The following is a 19,011-nucleotide window of genomic DNA, read 5'->3' on the forward strand; positions in this document are numbered from 1 at the left end:
CATGCCCACCTGGGTCGCCTGCGCCGCCCGCGTGCGGGTCGACCCGGCCACCGGCGTGGCGAAGGTGGAGAAGCTGACCCTGGTGGCCGACGCCGGCACCGTCGTGAGCCCGGACGGCGCCCTGGCCCAGATGCAGGGCGCCTCGCTTTGGGGCCTGAGCCTGGCCCTGTTCGAGGGCACGACCTTCGAGAACGGCCAGGTCAAGGACCGCAACCTCGACACCTATACCCCGCTGCGGATGAGCGACGTGCCGGACCTCGACATCGAGTTCATGCCCTCGACCGAGCCGCCGGTGGGCCTGGGCGAACCGGCGACAACCGTCGTCGGCCCCGCCATCGGCAACGCCATCTTCCGCGCCTGCGGCGCCCGCGTCCGCGACCTCCCGATCCGCCCTGCGGCGGTGAAGGCGGCGATAAAGGCGTGATCTTTTCCCTCCCCTTCATGGGGAGGGACAGCTCACCGCAGGCAAGCCGGGTGGGGAAATCAGGCCAAGCTCAGCGCTCGGTCGTGAGATCCCCACCCGTCTCGCGCCTGCGGCGCGATCCACCCTACCCATGACGGGGAGGGAAAGGACCTACTCCGCCGCGACCTTCGGCGCGTAGCCGAGGACGGCCTTGGTTTCGAGGAACTCGTGGAAGGCGTAGTCGCCCCACTCGCGCCCGTTGCCGCTCATCTTGTAGCCGCCGAACGGGGCGGTCATGTCGCCGCCACCGCCGTTGATCGACACCTGGCCGGCGCGCAGCTTCGAGGCCACCTTGCGGGCCGCGTCGAGGTCGGCCGCCTGGACATAGGCGGCCAGGCCGTACTCGGTGTCGTTGCCGATGGCGATGGCCTGCTCGACGGTGTCGTAGCCCAGGATCGACAGCACCGGGCCGAAGATCTCTTCCTTGGCGATGGTCATCTCGTTGGTCACATTGGCGAACACCGTGGGCTTCACGAAGTAGCCCTTGTCGAGGCCTTCGGGTCGACCCACGCCGCCGATCACCAGGGTGGCGCCTTCGTCGATGCCGGCCTGGATCAGCTTCTGGATCTTGTCGAACTGCACCCTGGAGACCACCGGGCCCAGCTGGCTGTTGCCGTTCGGGTCGCCGACCGTGACCTGGGCGGCGGCTTCGCGGGCGACGGTGATCGCCTCGTCCATCCGCGTCCTCGGCACCAGCATCCGGGTGGGCGCGTTACAGGATTGGCCGGAGTTGGTCATCATGGTCGCCACGCCGCGGCCGACGCCCTTGGCGAAGGCACTGTCGTCCAGGACGATGTTCGGGCTCTTGCCGCCCAGTTCCTGGGCCACGCGCTTGACGGTGGGCGCGGCGGCCTTGGCCACCTCGATCCCGGCGCGGGTGGATCCCGTGAAGGAGACCATGTCCACGTCCGGATGGCTCGACATCGCCGAGCCGACGGTCGGACCGTCGCCCTGGATCATGTTGAACACGCCGGCCGGCACGCCCGCCGCATGCATGATCTCGGCGAAGATCTGGCCGGTGAACGGCGCCACTTCCGACGGCTTCAGCACCATGGTGCAGCCGGTGGCGATGGCCGGGGCCACCTTGCAGACGATCTGGTTGAGCGGCCAGTTCCAGGGGGTGATGAAGGCGCAGACGCCGATCGGCTCCTTGACGATCATCGTCGGGCCGCGGTCTTCCTCGAACTTGAAGGTCTTCAGGATCTCGACGGCGGTGGCCAGGTGGCCCATGCCGATGGGCACCTGGGCGCGCTGGGCCAGCGAGGCCGGGGCGCCCATTTCCTCGGTCACCGCCGTGGCCAGGTCGCCGAAGCGCTTCTGGTACTCGGCCAGGATGCGGCCCAGCACTTCCAGGCGCTCTTCGCGGCTGGTCTGCGACCAGTCGCCGAAGGCCTTGCGGGCGGCCTTGACCGCCTTGTCGACGTCGGCCGCCGAGCCCATGGCGATCTTGCCGGCCACCTGCTCGGTGGCAGGGTTCTCGACGTCGAGGGTCTTGAGGCCCTCCGCGGGATCGACCCACGCACCGTCGATATAGAATTTGAGATATTCGCGCATGACGTCCTCCTGGGGCGTTTTTCGTTGCCGTGGGGGCCGTCTCGCCCCGCCGTTCAAACAACCATTTTAGTGATCGGCGATCAGGAGGAAAGCCCCGACGCCGCGTCAGAACTGGGGAACTTGCCGACAAAGCGCAACGGATGCGCGACATCGACTTGCCCGGCCGCATGGGCGCGTCTAAAGCCGCAGGCGTCAAGCCTTGGAGTTCCCATGCTCGCCATCCTGATGATCGTCGTCTTCATCGTCGTGATGGGCGCGCTGAATCTGTACGAATTCGGCCGTCTCGACTGATCGACCGCCATGGCCGGCCGCGGAGCTGCGCTGGTGACCGGCGCAGCCGGGCGGGTTGGCCGGGCCCTGGCCCGCGCGGCGGCGGACGCCGGCTTCGATGTCGCCATCCATGTGCGCAGCGAGGGCGATGACGCCGAGGCCGCCGCCGGCGAGGTGCGGGGCCGCGGACGCAAGGCCGTCATCCTCCCCTGCGACCTGCGCAAGGAATCCGCCGTGGTCGCCCTGGTCGGCGAAGCCGAGGCGGAGCTGGGCGCCATCACCCTGCTGGTCAACGCCGCCGCCGCCTTCGAGCCCGACCGGTTCGGCGACATGAACCGCGCCACCTGGGACCTGCACATGGAGACCAACCTGCGCGCGCCCCTGGTCCTGGCCCAGGCCTTCGCGCGCCGGCTGCCCGCCGACCGCGACGGCCTGATCGTCAATGTCGTGGACGCTCATCCAGGCGAGGGCTTCAGCCATGCGCTCAGCCAAGCGGCCCTGGAGCGGGCAGGAGCGCTGCTGGCGGACAGGGTCGGACCCCGCCTGACCGTCCGCACCCTCTCCGCCGCCGAGGGCGCCGCCCCGGCGGCCCGGGCGTTCGGCGCGCTGCTGGCGGCCGCCTTGCCGGGCTCGGGCGGCCACGCCTAAAGTCGCGACCAGGAGACCGAGGCGACCATGGACTGGCGAGACGAACCGGAGAGCCAGACCTCGATCCTCGAGGACGTCGAACTGCTGGTCCGGTGCGGCCTGCATCCCTGGGAGCGCCACCCCGAGCGGCCGAACCGGCTCAAGGTCAGCGTGCGACTCTACACCACCACCGCCTTCGACCCGGCGACCAATGCCGGCTACCTGGACTACGACCGCATCCGCGACCGGCTGATGAGCTGGCCCGCCCGGCCGCATGTGGATCTGCTGGAAAGCCTGCTCAGCGAACTGGCCGACTTCGCCTTCGAGGACCCCCGCGTCGAGGCCTGCCGGCTGAAGATCTTCAAGCCCGACATCTTCAACGAGACCGCCGGCGCGGGCGTCGAGTGGTTCCGCAAGAGGCGCGCTTGAAGACCGCCCTGATCACCGGGGCTGCGCGCCGTGTCGGCGCGGGCCTGGCGCTGGAACTGGCGGCCATGGGCTATGCCGTCGCCATCCACCATCGCAGCGATGCGGAGGCCGCCAAGGCCCTGGCGGCCGCCATCGTGGCCGCGGGCGGACGCGCCGTGGCGCTGCAGGCCGACCTCTCTACGCCGCAGGCCTGCGGCGCGCTGATGGACGCCGCCGCCCGCGCGCTGGGGCCGGTCGACACCCTGGTGAACAACGCCTCCCACTTCGCCCACGACACCGTCCAGACCATGACCCCGGCGACCTGGGCCGATGCCATCGCCGCCAACCTGACCGCGCCGATGTTCCTGATCCAGGCGCTGGCGCGCCAGCTGCCGGCCGACGCCTCCGGGGTGGTGGTGAACATTCTCGACCAGAAGGTCGGCCGGCCGAACCCCGACCACTTCTCCTACACCGCCGGCAAGGTGGGGCTGGCCCAGATGATCCCCGCCCTGGCCCTGGCGCTGGCGCCGCACATCCGGGTCTGCGGCATCTCGCCGGGCATCACCCTGCCCAGTGGGCCGCAGAGCGACGAGGACTACCGCCGCGCCGTCGCCGCTACGCCGCTGGGCGTCTCGAGCAGCGTCGAGGCGCTGCGCCGCGCGCTGCGGTTCGTGCTGGAGAGCGATGCCTTCACCGGCCAGATCCTCACCCTAGACGGCGGCGAGAGCCTGCTCGGCCGGCCGCGCGACGTGGCTTACGACGAGAGCGTCTGAACGGAATCCCTTTCGGAACCCGCGGCGGGGCGCTATTGGGGCGCCCGCTAAGGAGACCCGCCTTCCCCATGGTCCGGCTGAACTTCTCGCGCCGGTACTCGATGGCGCACCGTCTCCTGCAAGACCCGTCGTCCAAGTGCCTGACGCCGCACGGCCACGACGAGGTGGTGACCATCCGGCTGCGTCCCACCGGCCCCCTGGACCTGGGCGGGGCGAACATGACCGCCTCGTTCGCCCAGGCCAAGGGCGCCTGGCACGCCTGGATCGACGCCTGGGTGGACCACGCCCTGCAGCTGAACGCCGAGGACCCGCTGCTGGGCTACTTCCAGGCCAACGAGCCCAACCAGCTGACCCGGATCATGGTGTTCCGCGGCGATCCCACCACCGAGGCCCTGGCGATCGCCTTCTTCCGCAAGCTCTCGGCCCTGCTGGCCGTCGAGGCCCGCTTCGTCGTCGAGGAGCTCTCCGTGCAGGAGACGCCCACCAACGCCGTGACGGTGAGCGCCGAAGACATGGCCACGCTCGGCGACTGGACCCCAGGCGACTGGGCGACCCGCCCGGACGCCAGTCTGAACGACCTGCTGCCCGCCGCCGCCTGGGCCCGTCCATGAGCGCGCCGACCCGCACCGTCACCTCCAGGGTGTTCGTCACCGGCGTCAAGGTGCAGGCCGAGATCGGCGTCTACCGCCATGAAATCGGCAGAGTGCAGCCCTTGATCGTCGATGTGGAGGTGGACGTCGCCACCGACGGCTCCGACCGGCTGGCCGATACCCTCAACTACGAGACCATCCTGGCCGCCGCCCAGGCCGTGGCCGCGGAGGGTCATATGCACCTGGTGGAAACCTTCGCCCACCGCCTGGCCAGGCGCTGCCTCGCCGACCCGCGGGTCAGCCGGGCCCGCGTCCGAGTTGAGAAGCCCCTGGCCCTGGCGCCCGACGCGGTCGGCGCCGGCGTCGAGATCGTCCTCAGCCGCGACTGAGCCCAGGTGAACGCGATGTAACGATGTTACCGCTTCCGCCCAGCCTTCAGCTGTCCCATTTTACCGATTGTGATCGCCCGATGATGGGCAGGGATGGAGGATCACCCGATGACCTACGAGGATCGCGTCGAGGACAAGACCATGGCGGTCGTCTGCTACGCCCTCTACCTGCTGGCCTTCACCAACGGGCTCACGGCGATCATCGGCCTGATCATCGCCATGTCGCAGCAGTCGACGGCTGGACCCGTGATGCACAGCCACTATACCTTCCTGATCCGCACCTTCTGGATCGGGCTGGCGCTGATGGTGGCCGGCGGCATCGTCTGCGGCATCGGCGCGGTGCTGACCTTCATCCTGATCGGCTTCCCGATCATGGCCTTCGGCGGCCTCATCCTGGGCGTCGCCAGCATCTGGTTCGGCATCCGCTGCATCCTGGGCCTGGTGTACCTGAGCCGCGACGAACCCCACCCGCGACCCTACGCGCTGCTGGCGTGATCGCGTTCCCTCCCCCTTATGGCGAGGGCCGACTCGCCGCAGGCGAGCGGGTTGGGGAAATAAGATCCAGGCGCTGAGCCCGGTCGCGACTTCCCCACCCGGCTCGCTTCGCGAGCTTTCCCTCCCCATGAAGGGGAGGGAAAGGGCGCTTACGCCGCCACCAGTTGCCGGCGCACCAGCTTGGCGTAGTCGTCCATCAGGCTCAGCGAGATGTTCCCCGGCCGGAAGCTGTACTCGCCGATCTGGGCCACCGGGGTGACTTCGGCCGCGGAGCCCACCACGAAGCACTCCGAAAAGCCCGAAAGCTCCTCCGGCTTGATGTGGCGCTCCACCACCTCGAAGCCCTTTTCGCGGGCCAGCCGGATCACCGTCTGCCGGGTGATGCCGTTCAGGAAGCAGTCCGGATCCGGCGTGTGGATCACCCCGTCGCGGACGAAGAACACGTTCGACCCGGTGCTCTCCGCCACATAGCCGCGGTAGTCGAGCATCATGGCGTCGTTGAAACCGTCCTTCTCCGCGGCGTGCTTGGAGATGGTGCAGATCATGTAGAGGCCGGTGGCCTTGGCGTGGACCGGCTCGGTCTCGGGCGACGGACGCTTGTACTTGGCCCAGCACATCCGCAGGCCCTTGGCCTTCTCCTCGGGCGAGAAATAGCTGGGCCAGTCCCACACGGCGATCGCCACGTGGATCTTGGTGTTCTGGGCCGAGACCCCGATCATCTCCGAGCCGCGCCAGGCGATCGGGCGGATGTAGGCGTCGGTCAGGCCGTTCCTGGCGCAGGTGTCCTTGCAGGCCTGGTCGATCTGGGCCACCGTGAATGGGATTTCGAAGTCCAGGATCTCCGCGGACTTGAACAGACGCTCCGTATGCGCCGTCAGCTCGAAGATCTCGCCCCCATACATCCGCTCTCCCTCGAACACGGCCGACGCGTAATGCAGGCCGTGGGTGAGTACGTGCACCGTCGCCTCGCGCCAGGGCACGAACTGGCCGTCCAGCCAGATCCATCCATCGCGGTCGTCGAAGGGAACCAGAGCCATGAGGGTGAAACCTCCTTTCGGAAGCGTCCCTTGAACCGCCCAGACCGCCGCGCGTCAAACGAATTGGGCCGCGCGCGAGCCACCGCGGCATGAGTGGCGTCCCCGATCCGCGGCTGATCCTGCGCGAGGATGAGCTCGACGCCGGGCTGGAGCTGATGCTGCTCGCCGAGGCCGCGCTGTGGTCCGCCGTCGACCAGGGGCTGGCCGCCGAGGGCCTGGGCCTCGGCCGATCGCACTGGCGCGCCGCCTTCCTGCTGCGCCGCCGGCCGGGCATCGGCGTGCAGGAGCTGGCCCACCTCACCAGCCTGTCGAAGCAGGCGGCCAGCCGGATCCTGGTGGACCTGGCCGGCAAGGGCCTGGTCGAGAAACAGGCCGGCGACCTGGACGGTCGGCGCCGCAGCGCCGCGCTCACCGAACGCGGCCAGGCCTTCGAGGCTGCGATCAGCGAGCGGCTGCGCAGCCACCTCGCCCACGCCTATCGCACCGGCGGGCTGGACGGGGTGGCCGGCGCGCGCGCCATACTGGCGGCCATGGCCGGCGGTCGGACCCGCAGCCCTGGCGGAGGACGGCCATGAGCTTCTCGGACGGTCCGGCGCGGGCCCGCCATCTGCTGGTGGTCGACGACGACGACCGCATCCGGGAGCTGCTGAAGGAATATCTGACCCGCGCGGGTTTCCGGGTGACCGGGGCGGCGGGCGGCGCATCGGCGCGGCGGCTGCTGGCCACGCTCGACTTCGACCTCGCGGTGTTCGACGTGATGATGCCGGGCGAGGACGGCTTCTCGCTCACCAAGTGGCTGCGCGAGCAGCGCGGCACTCCCGGCCGCACACCGGTGCTGATGCTGACCGCCCGCAGCGAGCCCGGCGACCGGATCGAGGGGCTGAAGCTGGGGGCCGACGACTATCTGGGCAAGCCGTTCGAGCCGGAGGAGCTGCTGCTGCGCATCGAGGCGATCCTGCGCCGCGCCAGCGACCGACCGCAGGCCGGCGGCGCCCTGTCGCTGGGTCGCTGCGCCTTCGAGCCCGACCGCGGCGAGCTCACTTGCGCCGGTGAGGCGGTGCGCTTGACCGAGGCCGAGGTGGCCCTGCTGCGCCAGCTGGCCCGCACGCCGCACGAGCCGGTGGACCGCCTGGAACTGGCCCGCGGCTCGGTCGACCCCTCCGGCCGCGCGGTGGACGTGCAGGTGACGCGGCTTCGGCGTAAGATCGAGAACGACCCCAAGGCGCCGCGCTACCTCCAGACCGTGCGCGGAGTGGGTTACAGACTGGCTCCGGATTGATGAGACGCGTTGTTCCAACACCGGCCGCTCCTCCCCCGTCCCGAAGAGGACGGGGGAGGTGGCGCGAAGCGTCGAAGGGGGCGCGAAGCCTCAAGCTCCGGGCCAGCTGCCTTGCGCCCCCTCCGTCTCGCCGTTCCGCGCCGTGCCACCTCCCCCGGCGTCTTCGCGACGGGGGAGGAGCGGCGCAGTGAAACTCCCCTCGTCCTTCAAGGTCCTGATCCGCTGGCTGAAGCGGCGGCTGCCCGGCACCCTGTTCGGGCGGTCGATGCTGATCATCATCCTGCCCGTGGCCCTGATGCAGATCGCGGTCACCTACGTGTTCTTTGACGCCCACTGGCAGACAGTGACCGCGCGGCTGTCCGAGGGGCTGGCCGGCGACATCGCCTGGGCTGTCGAGAGCTACAAGGAGGACCCCAGCCCCGAGAGCTTCGCCCGGCTCGCGCAGCGGGCCGAGGAGTCCATGAGCCTGTCGGTGGCCCTGCAGCCGGGGCGCAGCCTGCCGCTGACCCGCCGCGACCCGCCGGTGCTGTTCGAGCCGTTCTTCGCCCCCATCGACCGCTCGCTGAACCGGGCGCTGACCGAGCGGCTGGACGACCCGTTCTGGTTCGATACCACCCGCTATCCCGCCTACGTCGACGTCCGGGTGGCGGTGAACGGGGGGGTGCTGCGGGTGCTGGCGCCGCGCGAGCGGGCCTTCGCCACCCAGGGCCATATCTTCGTGCTGTGGATGACCGTGGCGACGGTGCTGCTGACCGCCATCGCGCTCTTGTTCATCCGCAACCAGGTGCGCGCCATCGAACGGCTGGCCAGCGCGGCGGAGGCGTTCGGGCGCGGCGCCGACAGCCCGGCCTTCAAGCCGCACGGGGCCAAGGAGGTGCGCCAGGCCGCCACCGCCTTCCTGGACATGCGGGGCCGCATCCAGCGCCACATCGAACAGCGCACCGCCCTGCTGGCTTCGGTCAGCCACGACCTGCGCACGCCGCTGACCCGCCTGAAGCTGAGCCTGGCCCTGGCCGAGCCCAACAGCCGCACTGCCGACATGAAGCGCGACCTGGCCGAGATGGAGCACATGGTCGACGAGTACCTGGCCTTCGCCCGCGGCGAGGGCGGCGAGGGCGCCGAGCCGGTCCGGGTGCTGCCGCTGATCGAAACGGTGAGCGAAGGCGCGCGGCGGGTCGGCGCAAAGGTCAAGATGACCGTCGACCCCGACCTCACCGCCATCGTTCGCCCCAACGCCCTGAAGCGCGCTCTCGCCAACCTGGTGATGAACGCCGCCGCGCATGGCGAGCATGTCGAGATCGCCGCGCTCCGCACCCCGGGCGGCGGCCTGGAGATCGTGGTCGACGACGACGGCCCCGGCATTCCGGCCGAGCACTACGAGGACGCCTTCAAGGCCTTCGCCCGCCTGGACGAGAGCCGCAACCAGAATACCAAGGGGGTCGGCCTGGGCCTGGCCATCGCCCGCGACGTCGCCCGGGGCCACGGCGGCGACATCGCCCTGGAGCGCTCGCCGCTCGGCGGCCTGCGCGCCGTGGTGAGGTTGCCGGGATAGCGACGTTCATCCAGGGCTCAACCGCCAAGGCCAAGCTTTGCCGAACTGACCCCTGGGGAGATCTGAATGCGCGCCCTTGTCCTCGCCGCCGGCCTGCTGTTCGCCGCCGCCGCACCGGCTTTCGCCGCCGATCTGGTGGAGGGCGAATGGCTCACCCAGGACGGCTCGGCCAAGGTCAGGATCGGCCCCTGCGCGGGGCGGCCCGACCGGATGTGCGGCCTGATCAGCTGGTTCAGGGACCCGGCTAACGCCAGGGCCAGGGACACCCACAATCCCGACCCCAAGCTGCAGGTCCGCCCGCTGATGGGCCTGCTGATGATCCGCGACTTCAAGGCGGCCGGGGCGGGCCGCTGGACCGGCGGCAGGATCTACGATCCCGGCGAGGGCAAGACCTACGACTCGAAGATGCGGATCAATCCGGACGGCACGCTGAAAGTCGAAGGCTGTATCCTGATCGTCTGCCAGGCCCAGACCTGGAAGCACGGCTAGACGCCCAGCTCCTTAGACCGCCGAACGGCCGCCGCGACCGCCTCGCGCAGCAGCGGCGGCAGGCCGGTGTCGCTCAAGAGCACGTTCAGCGCCGCCTCGGTGGTGCCGCCGGGCGAGGTGACCTGCCGGCGCAGCTCGGACGGCTCCTCGCCGCTGCGGGCCAGCAGCGCCGCGGCTCCGGTCAGCGTCGAGCGGGCCAACCACCGGGCGTCCCGGGGCGCCAGGCCGGCCGCGACGCCCGCCCCCTCCAAGGCCTCGATGAACGCGTAGAGATAGGCCGGCGCGGACCCGGACACCGCCGTCGCCGCATGCATCAGGGTCTCGTCGACGAGGTCAACCACCGCGCCCAGCGGCTCGAACAGGGCATGCGCGCGGGCCAGGGCGGCGGGGTCGTCGGCATAGAGGCTGGCGGTCCCCTGCCCGATCGCCGCCGCCGTGGTCGGCATGACCCGGGCCACACAGCGGCCGCCGAACGCTTTGCCGATGTCCTGGGACTTCACCCCGGCGGCGATGGAGACGATCACCGCGCTGGCGTGCAGCCACGGCGCGGCCTCCGCCGCCGCCTCGCGCCACAGCTGCGGCTTCACCGCCAGGATCACGGTGCGCGCCCGCGCCAGCTCGGCGTCCGGCGGATTGAGCACCGCGCCGGCCTGCTCCGCCGCCAGGGCCGCCGGGCCCGGCTGTGGGTCGCGGATCATCAGCTCGGCGCCCGCGAAGGCGGCCGAAGCCAGCCACCCCTCGACCATGGCTCCGCCCATGCGCCCGGCGCCCAGCATCAGGATTGGCGTGATCATGCGACCAAACTAACCGCCCGCCTTCCCGGCGTCATCCCACGGTCGCGCGCGAGCGCGATCCGGGGGCGAAGAGCGGTAGGTGATCAGGCCTCGCCGACCGTCTCGAACATGCAGGCGGCGATGGCTTCCTGCGGGGTCTTGGCGCCGCGCAGGAGGAAGTCGTAGGCCGGGAAGAAGCGGTCGGCGGCCTCGACAGCAACATCGATCATCGCCGCGGCCTGGGCCAGGCTGGGCTGTTCGCCGGTCATCAGGGCCATGCCGTGGCGGAAGATGATCTCACCCTCTTCCCACAGCTCGAAATGGCCCAGCCAGACGCGGGGATTGATGGTGGCGATCAGTTCCTGGGCGGTCTGGCGCTGGCCCTCGGGCACCGCGAGGTCCATCGACAGGCACAGCTGCAAGGTGTCGCCCTCGGGCCGCCAGGCGAACCAGAGTTCGTAGTCCTTCCAGTCGCCCGCCAGGGTGAAGGCCAGGTCGCCGTCATCCGTGCGGTCGAAGGGCAGGTTCTCCGCGGTGAGCACATGCTCCACCACGTCGAGCGGGTCGTTCGTCAGGACGACGCTGTCGTCCGTCTGCGAGGTGTCCATCACGACCCCTTTTGACTCGGACGGGGAGCGCAACGTCGCCCCCGATTCGTCCGCAAAGCTGACCCTAAACCCATTCTCGATCCCGATGTCACCGAGTTCTTGTCAGGGGCGAGCCGCTTTCGCGTGGCGTGCGCTGTGGTCACGACGGCTTGGGGCTTTTGCGGGCGGGTTTGGCCGCGCGCAGGGCTTCGACCTCGGCGCGCAGGGCCGCGACCTCGGCCTTGAGCGCGTCGTGATCCTCGCGCCGGACCAGGTCCATTTCCGCCACCAGGCGGTCGGTCTGGCTGCGAAAGGCGGCCTTGGCTTCCTCGCCCGCGGCCTGAGCGATGCCCATGGCGGCGGTGGTCAGCTTAGCGATCTCGTCGAGGAGGGGATTCTGGGTCTGCATTCTCAGTCTTCTGGGGCCGAAATGGCCCGTTCAGCCCCACATATGGCGCGCCAGGGGATGAAAGCGAAGGCCTTCTCGTCTACATCGCCTGCACAACGCTGGAGTCGAGCGCCAAGTGCCCTTTCCCGAAATCGACCCGATTCTCGTTCATCTCGGGCCGCTGGCGATCCGCTGGTACGCGCTGGCCTATGTGGCGGGCATCCTGCTGGGGTGGCGCTATGCCACGGGCCTGCTGAAGAACGGCAAGCTTTGGACCCACCGCCCCGCCCCCTTCACGCCGGAGCAGATGGACGACCTGATCCTGTGGATCGCCATGGGCATCATCGGCGGCGGCCGGCTGGGCCACGTGATCTTCTACACGCCGTGGTCGAAGATCGCGGCCGACCCCTTGAGCATCTTTCGCGTCTGGGAAGGCGGCATGAGCTTCCACGGCGGGGTGATCGGCGTCTCGATCGCCATGATCGTCTTCGCCTGGCGCAACAAGCTGGACCTGCTGCGGGTGGCCGACGTGGTGGTGGCGGCCTATCCGATCGGCCACTTCCTCGGCCGCATCGCCAACTTCATCAACGGCGAGCTCTGGGGCCGGGTCACCGACGTCCCGTGGGCGATGGTGTTCTGCAACGACCAGATCCGGAAGACCTACGGCGGCTACTGCCCCGCGGGCTCGCTGCCGCGCCATCCCAGTCAGCTGTATGAGGCGGCCTTCGAGGGCCTGGTCCTGTTCCTGATCCTGCGCTGGGCGACCCATGGGGCGAAGCTGGGCAACCGCCGCGGCGTCATTGTCGGCATCTTCCTGCTGTTTTACGGCCTGTTCCGGATCGCCATCGAGAACCTGCGCCAGCCCGACGAGGGGATGCCCGACTTCCCCTACGGCCTGACCATGGGGATGATCCTGTCCGTGCCGATGGTGGTGGGCGGGGTCTTCCTGATCTGGCGCGGCCTGCGCGAACCGATGCCGCCGCGGCTGCCCGCGCAGGACGCCGCGCCGGCCCTCGTGGAACGCATCGCCGATGAGCCTGCGTGAGCCTGCTTGAGAGACTGGCGGCGCAGATCGCCCAGACCGGGCCGCTCACCGTCGCCCAGTACATGACCGCCTGCCTGCATGACCCGCGGCACGGCTACTACGCCACCCGCCCGGCGATCGGCGCGGCCGGGGACTTTCTCACCGCCCCGATGGTCAGCCAGATGTTCGGCGAGCTGATCGGCGTCTGGGCCGCGTCGGCCTGGCGGCTGATGGGCGAGCCGGCGACCTTCCGGCTGGTGGAGATGGGACCCGGCGACGGGACCCTGATGACCGACCTGCTGCGCGCCGTGCGGCTGGCAGACGGCTTCATAGACGCCGCCGACATCTGGCTGGTGGAGACCTCGGCGCCGCTGGCGGCACAGCAGGTCCGCAATCTGGGCGATAATGTGAGATGGGCACAATCCCTGGACGAAGTCCCTGACGGAGCGCCGTTGATCCTGGTGGCCAACGAGCTGCTGGACTGCCTGCCCGCCCGCCAGTTCGTGCGCACCTCCGCCGGCTGGGCCGAGCAGGTCGTCGGCCTGGACGGCGAGGGGGGCCTGCGTTTCGGCCTCGTGCCGGCCGGCCTGCCGCTGCCCGACGCCCGCGAGGGTTCGGTCCATGAGCACTCCGCGATGCAGGCGGCCCTGGGGTCGACCCTGGGCGAGCGCCTGGTCCGCGACGGCGGCGCGGCGCTGCTGATCGACTACGGCCGCGACCGGCCGGGCTTCGGCGACACCCTGCAGGCGCTGCGCCGCCACCAGAAGGTCGATCCCCTGGCCTGCCCCGGCGAGGCGGACCTGACCGTGCACGCCGACTTCCCGGCGGTGATGGCCGCCGCCGAGCGGGAGGGCGCGGCCAGCGCCATCCTCACCCAGGCCGCCTTCCTGGCCCGGCTGGGCATCGGCGAGCGCGCCGAGGCCCTGGTCCGCGCCCGGCCGGACAAGGCGCCCTCGATCGGCCGCCAGCTGCACCGCCTGGTGGGCGGCGACCAGATGGGCGAGCTGTTCAAGGCCTGCTGCCTGCATTCCCCCGACTGGACACCGCCGGCGTTCGAGGAAGACTGAGCCGCCATGGCCGACCTCCCCGTCCTGACCTCGCCGTTGCTGGACCTGCCCGGCATTCGCCACGCGTTCTTCACCCGCCAGGGCGGCGTCTCGCAGGGGATCTACGCCAGCCTGAACGTCGGCGTCGGCTCCAGCGATGACGCCGCGGCGGTGCAGGAGAACCGCCGGCGCGCCGCCGCCCACCTGGGCGCGACGAGCCTGGTCACCGCCTACCAGATCCATTCCGCCACCGTGCTGGCCGCCGACGGCGCGTGGCCCGCCGACCCTCCCCAGGCCGACGGCGTCGCCAGCGCCACGCTGGGCGTGGTCTGCGGCGCGCTGGCCGCCGACTGCGCCCCGATCCTGCTGGCCGACCCCGAGGCGCGCGTGGTCGCCGCCGCCCACGCCGGCTGGAAGGGCGCCCTGACCGGCGTGGCCGAGGCCGCCATCGAGCGCATGGAGAAGCTGGGCGCGCGCCGGGACCGCATCGTCGCCGCCGTCGGCCCCTGCATCGGCCCGGCCTCCTATGAGGTCGGCCTGGAATACCTCCAACGCTTCACTGACGTCGACCGCGCCTACGAGCGCTTCTTCTCCGCCGGCGCCGGCCCGGACAAGCGCCATTTCGACCTGCCGGCGTTCGTCCTCGCCCGCCTCCAGGCCGCCGGGATCGGGGCCTGCGACTGGATCGGCCGCGACACCCGCGCCGAGCCCGACCTGTTCTTCTCCAACCGCCGCGCCTTCAAGCTGGCGGAACCGGACTACGGCCGCCTGCTGTCGGCGATCGTGCTCGTCTAGCCGCGAAGGGTGGACTCAGCCCAAGCCCCTGCCTACAAGCCCGCGCATCAAAACCCTGGGGGATCCGATGAAGCTGCTCGCCGGCAACTCGAATCGTACGCTGGCCCAGGCCGTCGCCTCCCACCTCGATCTGCCGCTGACCCGGGCCCAGGTGAAGCGGTTCGCGGACAACGAGGTCTGGGTGACCATCGACGAGAATGTCCGCGGCGAGGACGTCTTCGTGATCCAGTCCACCAGCTACCCCGCCAACGACAACCTGATGGAGCTGCTGATCTGCATCGACGCGCTCAAGCGGGCGTCGGCGCGGCGGATCACGGCGGTGATGCCCTACTTCGGCTACGCCCGGCAGGATCGCAAGACCGGCGGCCGCACCCCGATCTCGGCCAAGCTGGTGGCCAATCTGATCACCCGCTCGGGCGCCGACCGGGTGCTGACCATGGACCTGCACTCGGGCCAGATTCAGGGCTTCTTCGACATCCCCACCGACAACCTGCTGTCGGCGCCGATCCTGGCCGCCGACATCCGGCAGAAACACGCCAAGACCAACGAGCTGATGATCGTCTCGCCCGACGTCGGCGGGGTGGTCCGCGCCCTGGCCGTCGCGACCCGGCTCAACGCCGAACTCGCCATCGTCGACAAGCGCCGCACCGGCCCCGGCAAGAGCGAGGTGGCCAATATCATCGGCGACGTCTCGGGTCGCCGCTGCATCCTGTTCGACGACATGATCGACGGCGGCGGCACGCTGACCAACGCCGCCCAGGCTCTGGTGGACAACGGCGCCCTGGAGGTCTCGGCCTATGTCACCCACGGCGTGCTGTCGGGGGCCGCGGTCGAGCGGGTGAACAGCTCCATCCTCAAGGAGCTGGTGATGACCGATTCCATCTCCGCCCCGGACCGCGCCGGGGACGGTGGCAAGATCCGCTATGTCAGCTGCGACCGGCTGATCGGCGAGGCGATCCGCCGCATCGCCAACGAAGAGAGCGTGTCGAAACTCTTCGACTAGGCTGGGCCCGGCCCGACGCCCGTTCTCCCGGTCACGCTTGCCCGCGGCGCATGGACCCGGCTAAGGCAGGGTCGCTTCGGGGGCAGACGAACGATTCGACCACGTCATCAGTGGGGAAAGCCGCCTCATGCCGCTCCGCCTTCCGGTCCGCCTCGCCCTTCCGGCGCTGTTCGCCGCCGCCCTGCTGGCGAGTTGCAGCGCCGCCCCGCCGCCGGTGATCGCCCCGCCGCCACCACCGCCGGCGCCGGCGCCCACCGTGTCGCTGTCGCCGAAGCTGGTCGGCATGGCCAGCGCCTACCGCCACTACATGGTCCGCACCACCGGGATCGCCGCCGACTTCGCCGACGGCCAGGGGGTGGCCCGCTCGCTGCAGACCGGCGCGGCCTATGAGCCCGCCCAGATGGTGCGCGGGGCGATGGCCTATGCCGCCGTCGTGGCCCTGCAGGACAAGAGCTTCGTGGACGGCGTGCGGACCTATGCCAAGGACCGCACCCAGCGCCAGCAGGTGGCCTATGAGATCCTCAAGGACCCCGCCTACGCCCTGGGCCTGCCGGGCGCCGCCAGCGCCGCCGGCCTGGTGAGCGCGGCGATCGGCGGCGACGGCCAGCGGCTCTATGACCAGGGCAAGGCGGTCAAGCAGGCCGCCTACGACATCCAGCGCCAGCCCTGGTCCAAGGTCGACGTGGCCGACCGCGACGACCGCCTGGCCGGCGCCAAGACCCTGTCCTCGGCGGCCATGCTGGGCGATGTCGCGGAGACCACCCGGCTGCAGCAGGCCGCCCAGGGGGCGGGGGGTCTGGACCTGACGCCCGCCGCCGCGGCCGCCCCCTACACGCCAACCGTGGTCCGCGGCCTGGCCATTGCCGCCCTGGCCGCGCTGGGCGAAGCGGGCGACGCCAATGTCGAGACGGTGCTGGGCCTGATGAACGAGCCCAACGTCGGCCGCTGCATGAACATGTCGAAGCTGAACCTCTACCAGTGCCTGGCGGTGGCGCGGCCGAACTACGAGGATGTGTTCTGCCTGGGCCAGCACGCGATGATGGACACCGGCCGCTGCATGATCAAAGCCGCCGGCCTGACGGAGCCCGTCGAGGCGCACTTCGTGCCCGACGCCAAGTCGATCGCCAGGGGCTATCCGGCGCCCAAGCCGCCGGCCAAGAAGAAAGCCAACCGCAAGAGCTGACGGTCCGGCGCCCAGGGCGTTGCGCCGGGAGAGCCTTTTGTGTATCTACGCGCACCTTTCGACCCTGACGGGGACGACCTTTGACGCCGCGCGCGCTCGCGCGGCGATTTCGTTTTGAGGCAAGGCCATGGCCGAGATCGTACTGAACGTTGAAGTCCGCGAGAAAACCGGCACCGGCGGCGCCCGCGACAGCCGCCGCGCCGGCATGGTGCCCGGCGTGCTGTATGGCGGCGCCAAGGACCCCGTGGCCATCGCCGTGAAGTCCAACGAGTTCCGCAAGGCGCTCCACACCGGCAAGCTGCTGGGCCACCTGGTGACCCTGAAATATGGCGACGAGACCCAGCCGGTGATCGCCAAGGCCATCGACATGCATCCGGTGACGGACGAGCCGTGGCACTTCGACCTCTACCGGGTGAACGCCGACCAGCAGATCAAGATCGAGGTGCCCGTGCACTTCGCCAACCAGGAAGCCTCGCCGGGCCTGAAGCGCGGCGGCACCCTGGGGATCATCCTGCACACGGTCACCGTCGCCTGCCACGCCGACTCGATCCCGGAAGAGATCGTGATCGACCTGACCGGCCTCGACATCGGCGACGCGGTCCGCATCTCCGACCTGAAGCTGCCGCCCAAGGTGGAAGCCGCCATGGACGGCGACGTCGTGGTGGCCTCGGTCAGCATGTCCAAGGCCGGGACCGAAGCCGCCGAAGGCGACGCCGCGGCCGAGGGCGGCGAGGCCTAAGGCCCCGCCCGCCCCGCTCATCGGGGGCGCGACATGCTGCTCATCGCCGGCCTGGGCAATCCCGGGCCGACCTACGCGAAGAACCGCCACAACATCGGCTTCATGGCCGTGGATGCGATTGCGCGCCGCTGGGGCTTCCCCGCGGCGCGGTCGCGTTTTCACGCCGCGGTGTCCGAGGGCGCCATCGACACGCCCGATGGCCCGGTCCGCACCCTGATCCTAAAGCCTCAGGGCTATTACAACGAGAGCGGCCGCGCGGTGGGCGAGGCGTTGAAGTACCTCAAGATCGACCCGGCCGACCTGGTGGTCTTCTACGACGAGATCGACCTGGCCCCCGGCCGGTTCAGGATGAAGGCCGGCGGCGGAGCGGCCGGCAACAACGGCGTGCGCTCGATCACCGCCGCCGTGGGGCCCTATTTCCGCCGCGCCCGGCTCGGCACCGGCCATCCGGGCGACAAGGATCTGGTCCACGGTCACGTGCTGTCGGATTTCCACAAGGCCGAGATGAAGTGGATCGAACCCCTGCTGAGCGCCTGCGCCGACGCCGCCCCCTTGCTGGCGGCCGGCGAGGACGAGAAATATCAGACCGAGGTGATGCGCCTCGCGCCCGCCGAGAAGCTGGATCCGCGCAAGCTGGCGCGCGGCGAATAGTCGGAGACTGCCGTGCCCCTTGGCCTCCTGGGACTGTCCCTGCTGCTCGCGGTGCTGCTGGCCGTGCACGTCGTGCGCACCGGGCGCGAGATGTACTGGCTGTGGATCATCCTGATGTTCCAGCCGGTGGGCGGGATCGTCTACCTGATCGTCCACGTCCTGCCCGACGTGTTCGGCGGGACCACCGCGCGGCGGATCAAGACCGCGGCGCGCGAGACCCTGGACCCGCACCGCGAGTACCGCGAGGCCAAGGCCGCCTGCGACGACACGCCGACCGTGCGCAACCAGTCGCGCCTGGCGCAGGCCGCCATCGCCATGGGGCGCTACGACGAGGCCGAGCGCCTCTACTTCGACGCCGCGCACGGCATCCACGCCGAGGACCCGGCCCTGCTCCTGGGTCGGGCTAACGCGCTGCTGGAACTGAACCGGCCCAAGGACGCGCTGGAGGTCCTGGAGACGCTGGGCCGCGACGCGGCCAACGGGCGCACGCCGCCGGTCGCCGTGGCGCTGGGCCGGGCCAACGAGGCCCTGGGCCGGATCGCCGAGGCCGACACCGCCTATCAGTGGGCCGCCGAGCGCATGCCGGGCTTCGAGGGGCTGGCCCGCTACGCCGCCTTCATGGCCCGCCACGGCCGCCGTCCGGAGGCCCAGGAGGCGCTTGAGGAGATCGACAAGCGGCTGCTCAAGCTGCGTGGCCCGTTCGCCAAGGAAGGCCGCCGCTGGCGCGACCTGGCCGCCAAGGCGCTGGCGGAGGGCTAGGTCTTAGGGACGATTTAGTCATTTGAGCCAGAGCATGATGCTGGCGAGGGTGACGAAGCCCATGAAGGTCTGGGCGAGCTTGTCGTAGCGTGTGGCGATGCGGCGGCATTGCTTGATGCGGCTGAAGAAGCGCTCGA

26 protein-coding genes are annotated in these 19,011 nt (G+C 70.3%); 20 read left to right on the forward strand and 6 right to left on the reverse strand.

Annotation, left to right across the window (positions count from 1 at the left end):
* A partial coding sequence (locus Q0R13_RS11510) for a molybdopterin cofactor-binding domain-containing protein (RefSeq protein ID WP_293903980.1) occupies positions 1–424 on the forward strand: 424 nt, incomplete at its 5' end.
* Between the two features lie 150 nt (positions 425–574).
* Here Q0R13_RS11510 and Q0R13_RS11515 read toward each other — a convergent pair.
* A complete protein-coding gene (locus Q0R13_RS11515) occupies positions 575–2,017 on the reverse strand; it encodes an aldehyde dehydrogenase family protein (RefSeq protein WP_293903982.1) in 1,443 nt (480 codons plus the stop codon).
* 69 nt (positions 2,018–2,086) lie between these two features.
* Between Q0R13_RS11515 and Q0R13_RS11520 the strand changes: the two genes are divergently transcribed.
* From Q0R13_RS11520 to Q0R13_RS11550, 7 genes are all read left to right on the forward strand, one after another.
* Complete coding sequence (locus Q0R13_RS11520) at positions 2,087–2,308, forward strand: hypothetical protein (protein ID WP_293903984.1); 222 nt, start codon at positions 2,087–2,089, stop codon at positions 2,306–2,308.
* 33 nt (positions 2,309–2,341) lie between these two features.
* Positions 2,342–2,935, forward strand: a complete 594-nt coding sequence (locus Q0R13_RS11525) for an SDR family NAD(P)-dependent oxidoreductase (RefSeq protein ID WP_293903986.1) — start codon at positions 2,342–2,344, stop codon at positions 2,933–2,935.
* A gap of 27 nt (positions 2,936–2,962) precedes the next feature.
* A complete protein-coding gene (locus Q0R13_RS11530) occupies positions 2,963–3,343 on the forward strand; it encodes a dihydroneopterin aldolase (protein ID WP_293903988.1) in 381 nt (126 codons plus the stop codon).
* Positions 3,340–4,095 (forward strand): SDR family oxidoreductase, encoded by a 756-nt coding sequence (locus Q0R13_RS11535; protein ID WP_293903990.1) that lies wholly within the window; start codon positions 3,340–3,342, stop codon positions 4,093–4,095. The genes Q0R13_RS11530 and Q0R13_RS11535 overlap by 4 nt, the downstream gene beginning before the upstream one ends.
* 68 nt (positions 4,096–4,163) lie before the next feature.
* On the forward strand, positions 4,164–4,706 hold the full coding sequence (locus Q0R13_RS11540; RefSeq protein WP_293903992.1) for a 6-carboxytetrahydropterin synthase: 543 nt from the start codon (positions 4,164–4,166) through the stop codon (positions 4,704–4,706).
* The gene (gene folB, locus Q0R13_RS11545) at positions 4,703–5,074 is read left to right on the forward strand and encodes a dihydroneopterin aldolase (RefSeq protein ID WP_293903994.1); all 372 of its coding nucleotides are present in this window, start codon (positions 4,703–4,705) and stop codon (positions 5,072–5,074) included. Before Q0R13_RS11540 ends, folB begins: the two co-directional genes overlap by 4 nt.
* A gap of 108 nt (positions 5,075–5,182) precedes the next feature.
* A complete protein-coding gene (locus Q0R13_RS11550; protein ID WP_293903996.1) occupies positions 5,183–5,569 on the forward strand; it encodes a hypothetical protein in 387 nt (128 codons plus the stop codon).
* 149 nt (positions 5,570–5,718) lie between these two features.
* Here Q0R13_RS11550 and Q0R13_RS11555 read toward each other — a convergent pair whose 3' ends face one another.
* Positions 5,719–6,606, reverse strand: coding sequence for a branched-chain amino acid aminotransferase (locus Q0R13_RS11555; protein ID WP_293903998.1), 888 nt, complete (start codon positions 6,604–6,606; stop codon positions 5,719–5,721).
* Between the two features lie 89 nt (positions 6,607–6,695).
* Here Q0R13_RS11555 and Q0R13_RS11560 point away from each other — a divergent pair, with 89 nt between their 5' ends.
* The 4 genes from Q0R13_RS11560 to Q0R13_RS11575 all read left to right on the forward strand — a co-directional run bounded on the left by Q0R13_RS11560 (position 6,696) and on the right by Q0R13_RS11575 (position 9,926).
* Positions 6,696–7,181 carry a MarR family transcriptional regulator gene (locus tag Q0R13_RS11560; protein WP_293904000.1) on the forward strand — a complete coding sequence of 162 codons (486 nt, stop codon included), beginning with the start codon at positions 6,696–6,698 and terminating at the stop codon, positions 7,179–7,181.
* Positions 7,178–7,885, forward strand: coding sequence for a response regulator transcription factor (locus Q0R13_RS11565; RefSeq protein WP_293904002.1), 708 nt, complete (start codon positions 7,178–7,180; stop codon positions 7,883–7,885). Before Q0R13_RS11560 ends, Q0R13_RS11565 begins: the two co-directional genes overlap by 4 nt.
* A 187-nt stretch (positions 7,886–8,072) precedes the next feature.
* Positions 8,073–9,437: a HAMP domain-containing sensor histidine kinase gene (locus Q0R13_RS11570; RefSeq protein WP_293904004.1), complete on the forward strand. Its 1,365-nt coding sequence runs from the start codon at positions 8,073–8,075 to the stop codon at positions 9,435–9,437.
* A 66-nt stretch (positions 9,438–9,503) separates the two neighbouring features.
* Positions 9,504–9,926, forward strand: a complete 423-nt coding sequence (locus tag Q0R13_RS11575) for a DUF2147 domain-containing protein (protein ID WP_293904006.1) — start codon at positions 9,504–9,506, stop codon at positions 9,924–9,926.
* Here Q0R13_RS11575 and proC read toward each other — a convergent pair.
* The 3 genes from proC to Q0R13_RS11590 all read right to left on the reverse strand — a co-directional run bounded on the left by proC (position 9,923) and on the right by Q0R13_RS11590 (position 11,695).
* Positions 9,923–10,717 carry a pyrroline-5-carboxylate reductase gene (proC, locus tag Q0R13_RS11580; protein WP_293904028.1) on the reverse strand — a complete coding sequence of 265 codons (795 nt, stop codon included), beginning with the start codon at positions 10,715–10,717 and terminating at the stop codon, positions 9,923–9,925. The two genes, Q0R13_RS11575 and proC, sit on opposite strands and share 4 nt — an antisense overlap.
* 86 nt (positions 10,718–10,803) lie before the next feature.
* Complete coding sequence (locus tag Q0R13_RS11585; protein WP_293904008.1) at positions 10,804–11,307, reverse strand: YbjN domain-containing protein; 504 nt, start codon at positions 11,305–11,307, stop codon at positions 10,804–10,806.
* Positions 11,308–11,446: 139 nt separating this feature from the next.
* Positions 11,447–11,695 carry an accessory factor UbiK family protein gene (locus Q0R13_RS11590; protein ID WP_293904010.1) on the reverse strand — a complete coding sequence of 83 codons (249 nt, stop codon included), beginning with the start codon at positions 11,693–11,695 and terminating at the stop codon, positions 11,447–11,449.
* 115 nt (positions 11,696–11,810) lie between these two features.
* Between Q0R13_RS11590 and lgt the strand changes: the two genes are divergently transcribed.
* From lgt to Q0R13_RS11630, 8 genes are all read left to right on the forward strand, one after another.
* Positions 11,811–12,719, forward strand: a complete 909-nt coding sequence (gene lgt / locus Q0R13_RS11595; RefSeq protein WP_293904012.1) for a prolipoprotein diacylglyceryl transferase — start codon at positions 11,811–11,813, stop codon at positions 12,717–12,719.
* The gene (locus Q0R13_RS11600) at positions 12,716–13,765 is read left to right on the forward strand and encodes an SAM-dependent methyltransferase (RefSeq protein WP_293904014.1); all 1,050 of its coding nucleotides are present in this window, start codon (positions 12,716–12,718) and stop codon (positions 13,763–13,765) included. The genes lgt and Q0R13_RS11600 overlap by 4 nt, the downstream gene beginning before the upstream one ends.
* Before the next feature lie 6 nt (positions 13,766–13,771).
* Positions 13,772–14,539: a peptidoglycan editing factor PgeF gene (pgeF, locus tag Q0R13_RS11605; protein ID WP_293904016.1), complete on the forward strand. Its 768-nt coding sequence runs from the start codon at positions 13,772–13,774 to the stop codon at positions 14,537–14,539.
* A 67-nt stretch (positions 14,540–14,606) separates the two neighbouring features.
* Positions 14,607–15,542 (forward strand): ribose-phosphate pyrophosphokinase, encoded by a 936-nt coding sequence (locus Q0R13_RS11610; RefSeq protein WP_293904018.1) that lies wholly within the window; start codon positions 14,607–14,609, stop codon positions 15,540–15,542.
* Between the two features lie 127 nt (positions 15,543–15,669).
* Positions 15,670–16,725, forward strand: a complete 1,056-nt coding sequence (locus Q0R13_RS11615) for a hypothetical protein (RefSeq protein ID WP_293904020.1) — start codon at positions 15,670–15,672, stop codon at positions 16,723–16,725.
* A 127-nt stretch (positions 16,726–16,852) separates the two neighbouring features.
* Positions 16,853–17,464, forward strand: a complete 612-nt coding sequence (locus Q0R13_RS11620) for a 50S ribosomal protein L25/general stress protein Ctc (protein ID WP_293904022.1) — start codon at positions 16,853–16,855, stop codon at positions 17,462–17,464.
* Between the two features lie 33 nt (positions 17,465–17,497).
* On the forward strand, positions 17,498–18,115 hold the full coding sequence (gene pth, locus Q0R13_RS11625) for an aminoacyl-tRNA hydrolase (protein ID WP_293904024.1): 618 nt from the start codon (positions 17,498–17,500) through the stop codon (positions 18,113–18,115).
* A gap of 12 nt (positions 18,116–18,127) precedes the next feature.
* The gene (locus Q0R13_RS11630; protein ID WP_293904026.1) at positions 18,128–18,874 is read left to right on the forward strand and encodes a tetratricopeptide repeat protein; all 747 of its coding nucleotides are present in this window, start codon (positions 18,128–18,130) and stop codon (positions 18,872–18,874) included.
* Between the two features lie 18 nt (positions 18,875–18,892).
* On the opposite strand, the gene Q0R13_RS11635 is transcribed toward Q0R13_RS11630, so the two are convergent.
* The coding region (locus tag Q0R13_RS11635; protein ID WP_293904030.1) for a transposase at positions 18,893–19,011 on the reverse strand (119 nt) is incomplete at its 5' end.

The organism is Phenylobacterium sp. (assembly GCF_025351295.1).
Lineage (GTDB): Bacteria > Pseudomonadota > Alphaproteobacteria > Caulobacterales > Caulobacteraceae > Phenylobacterium.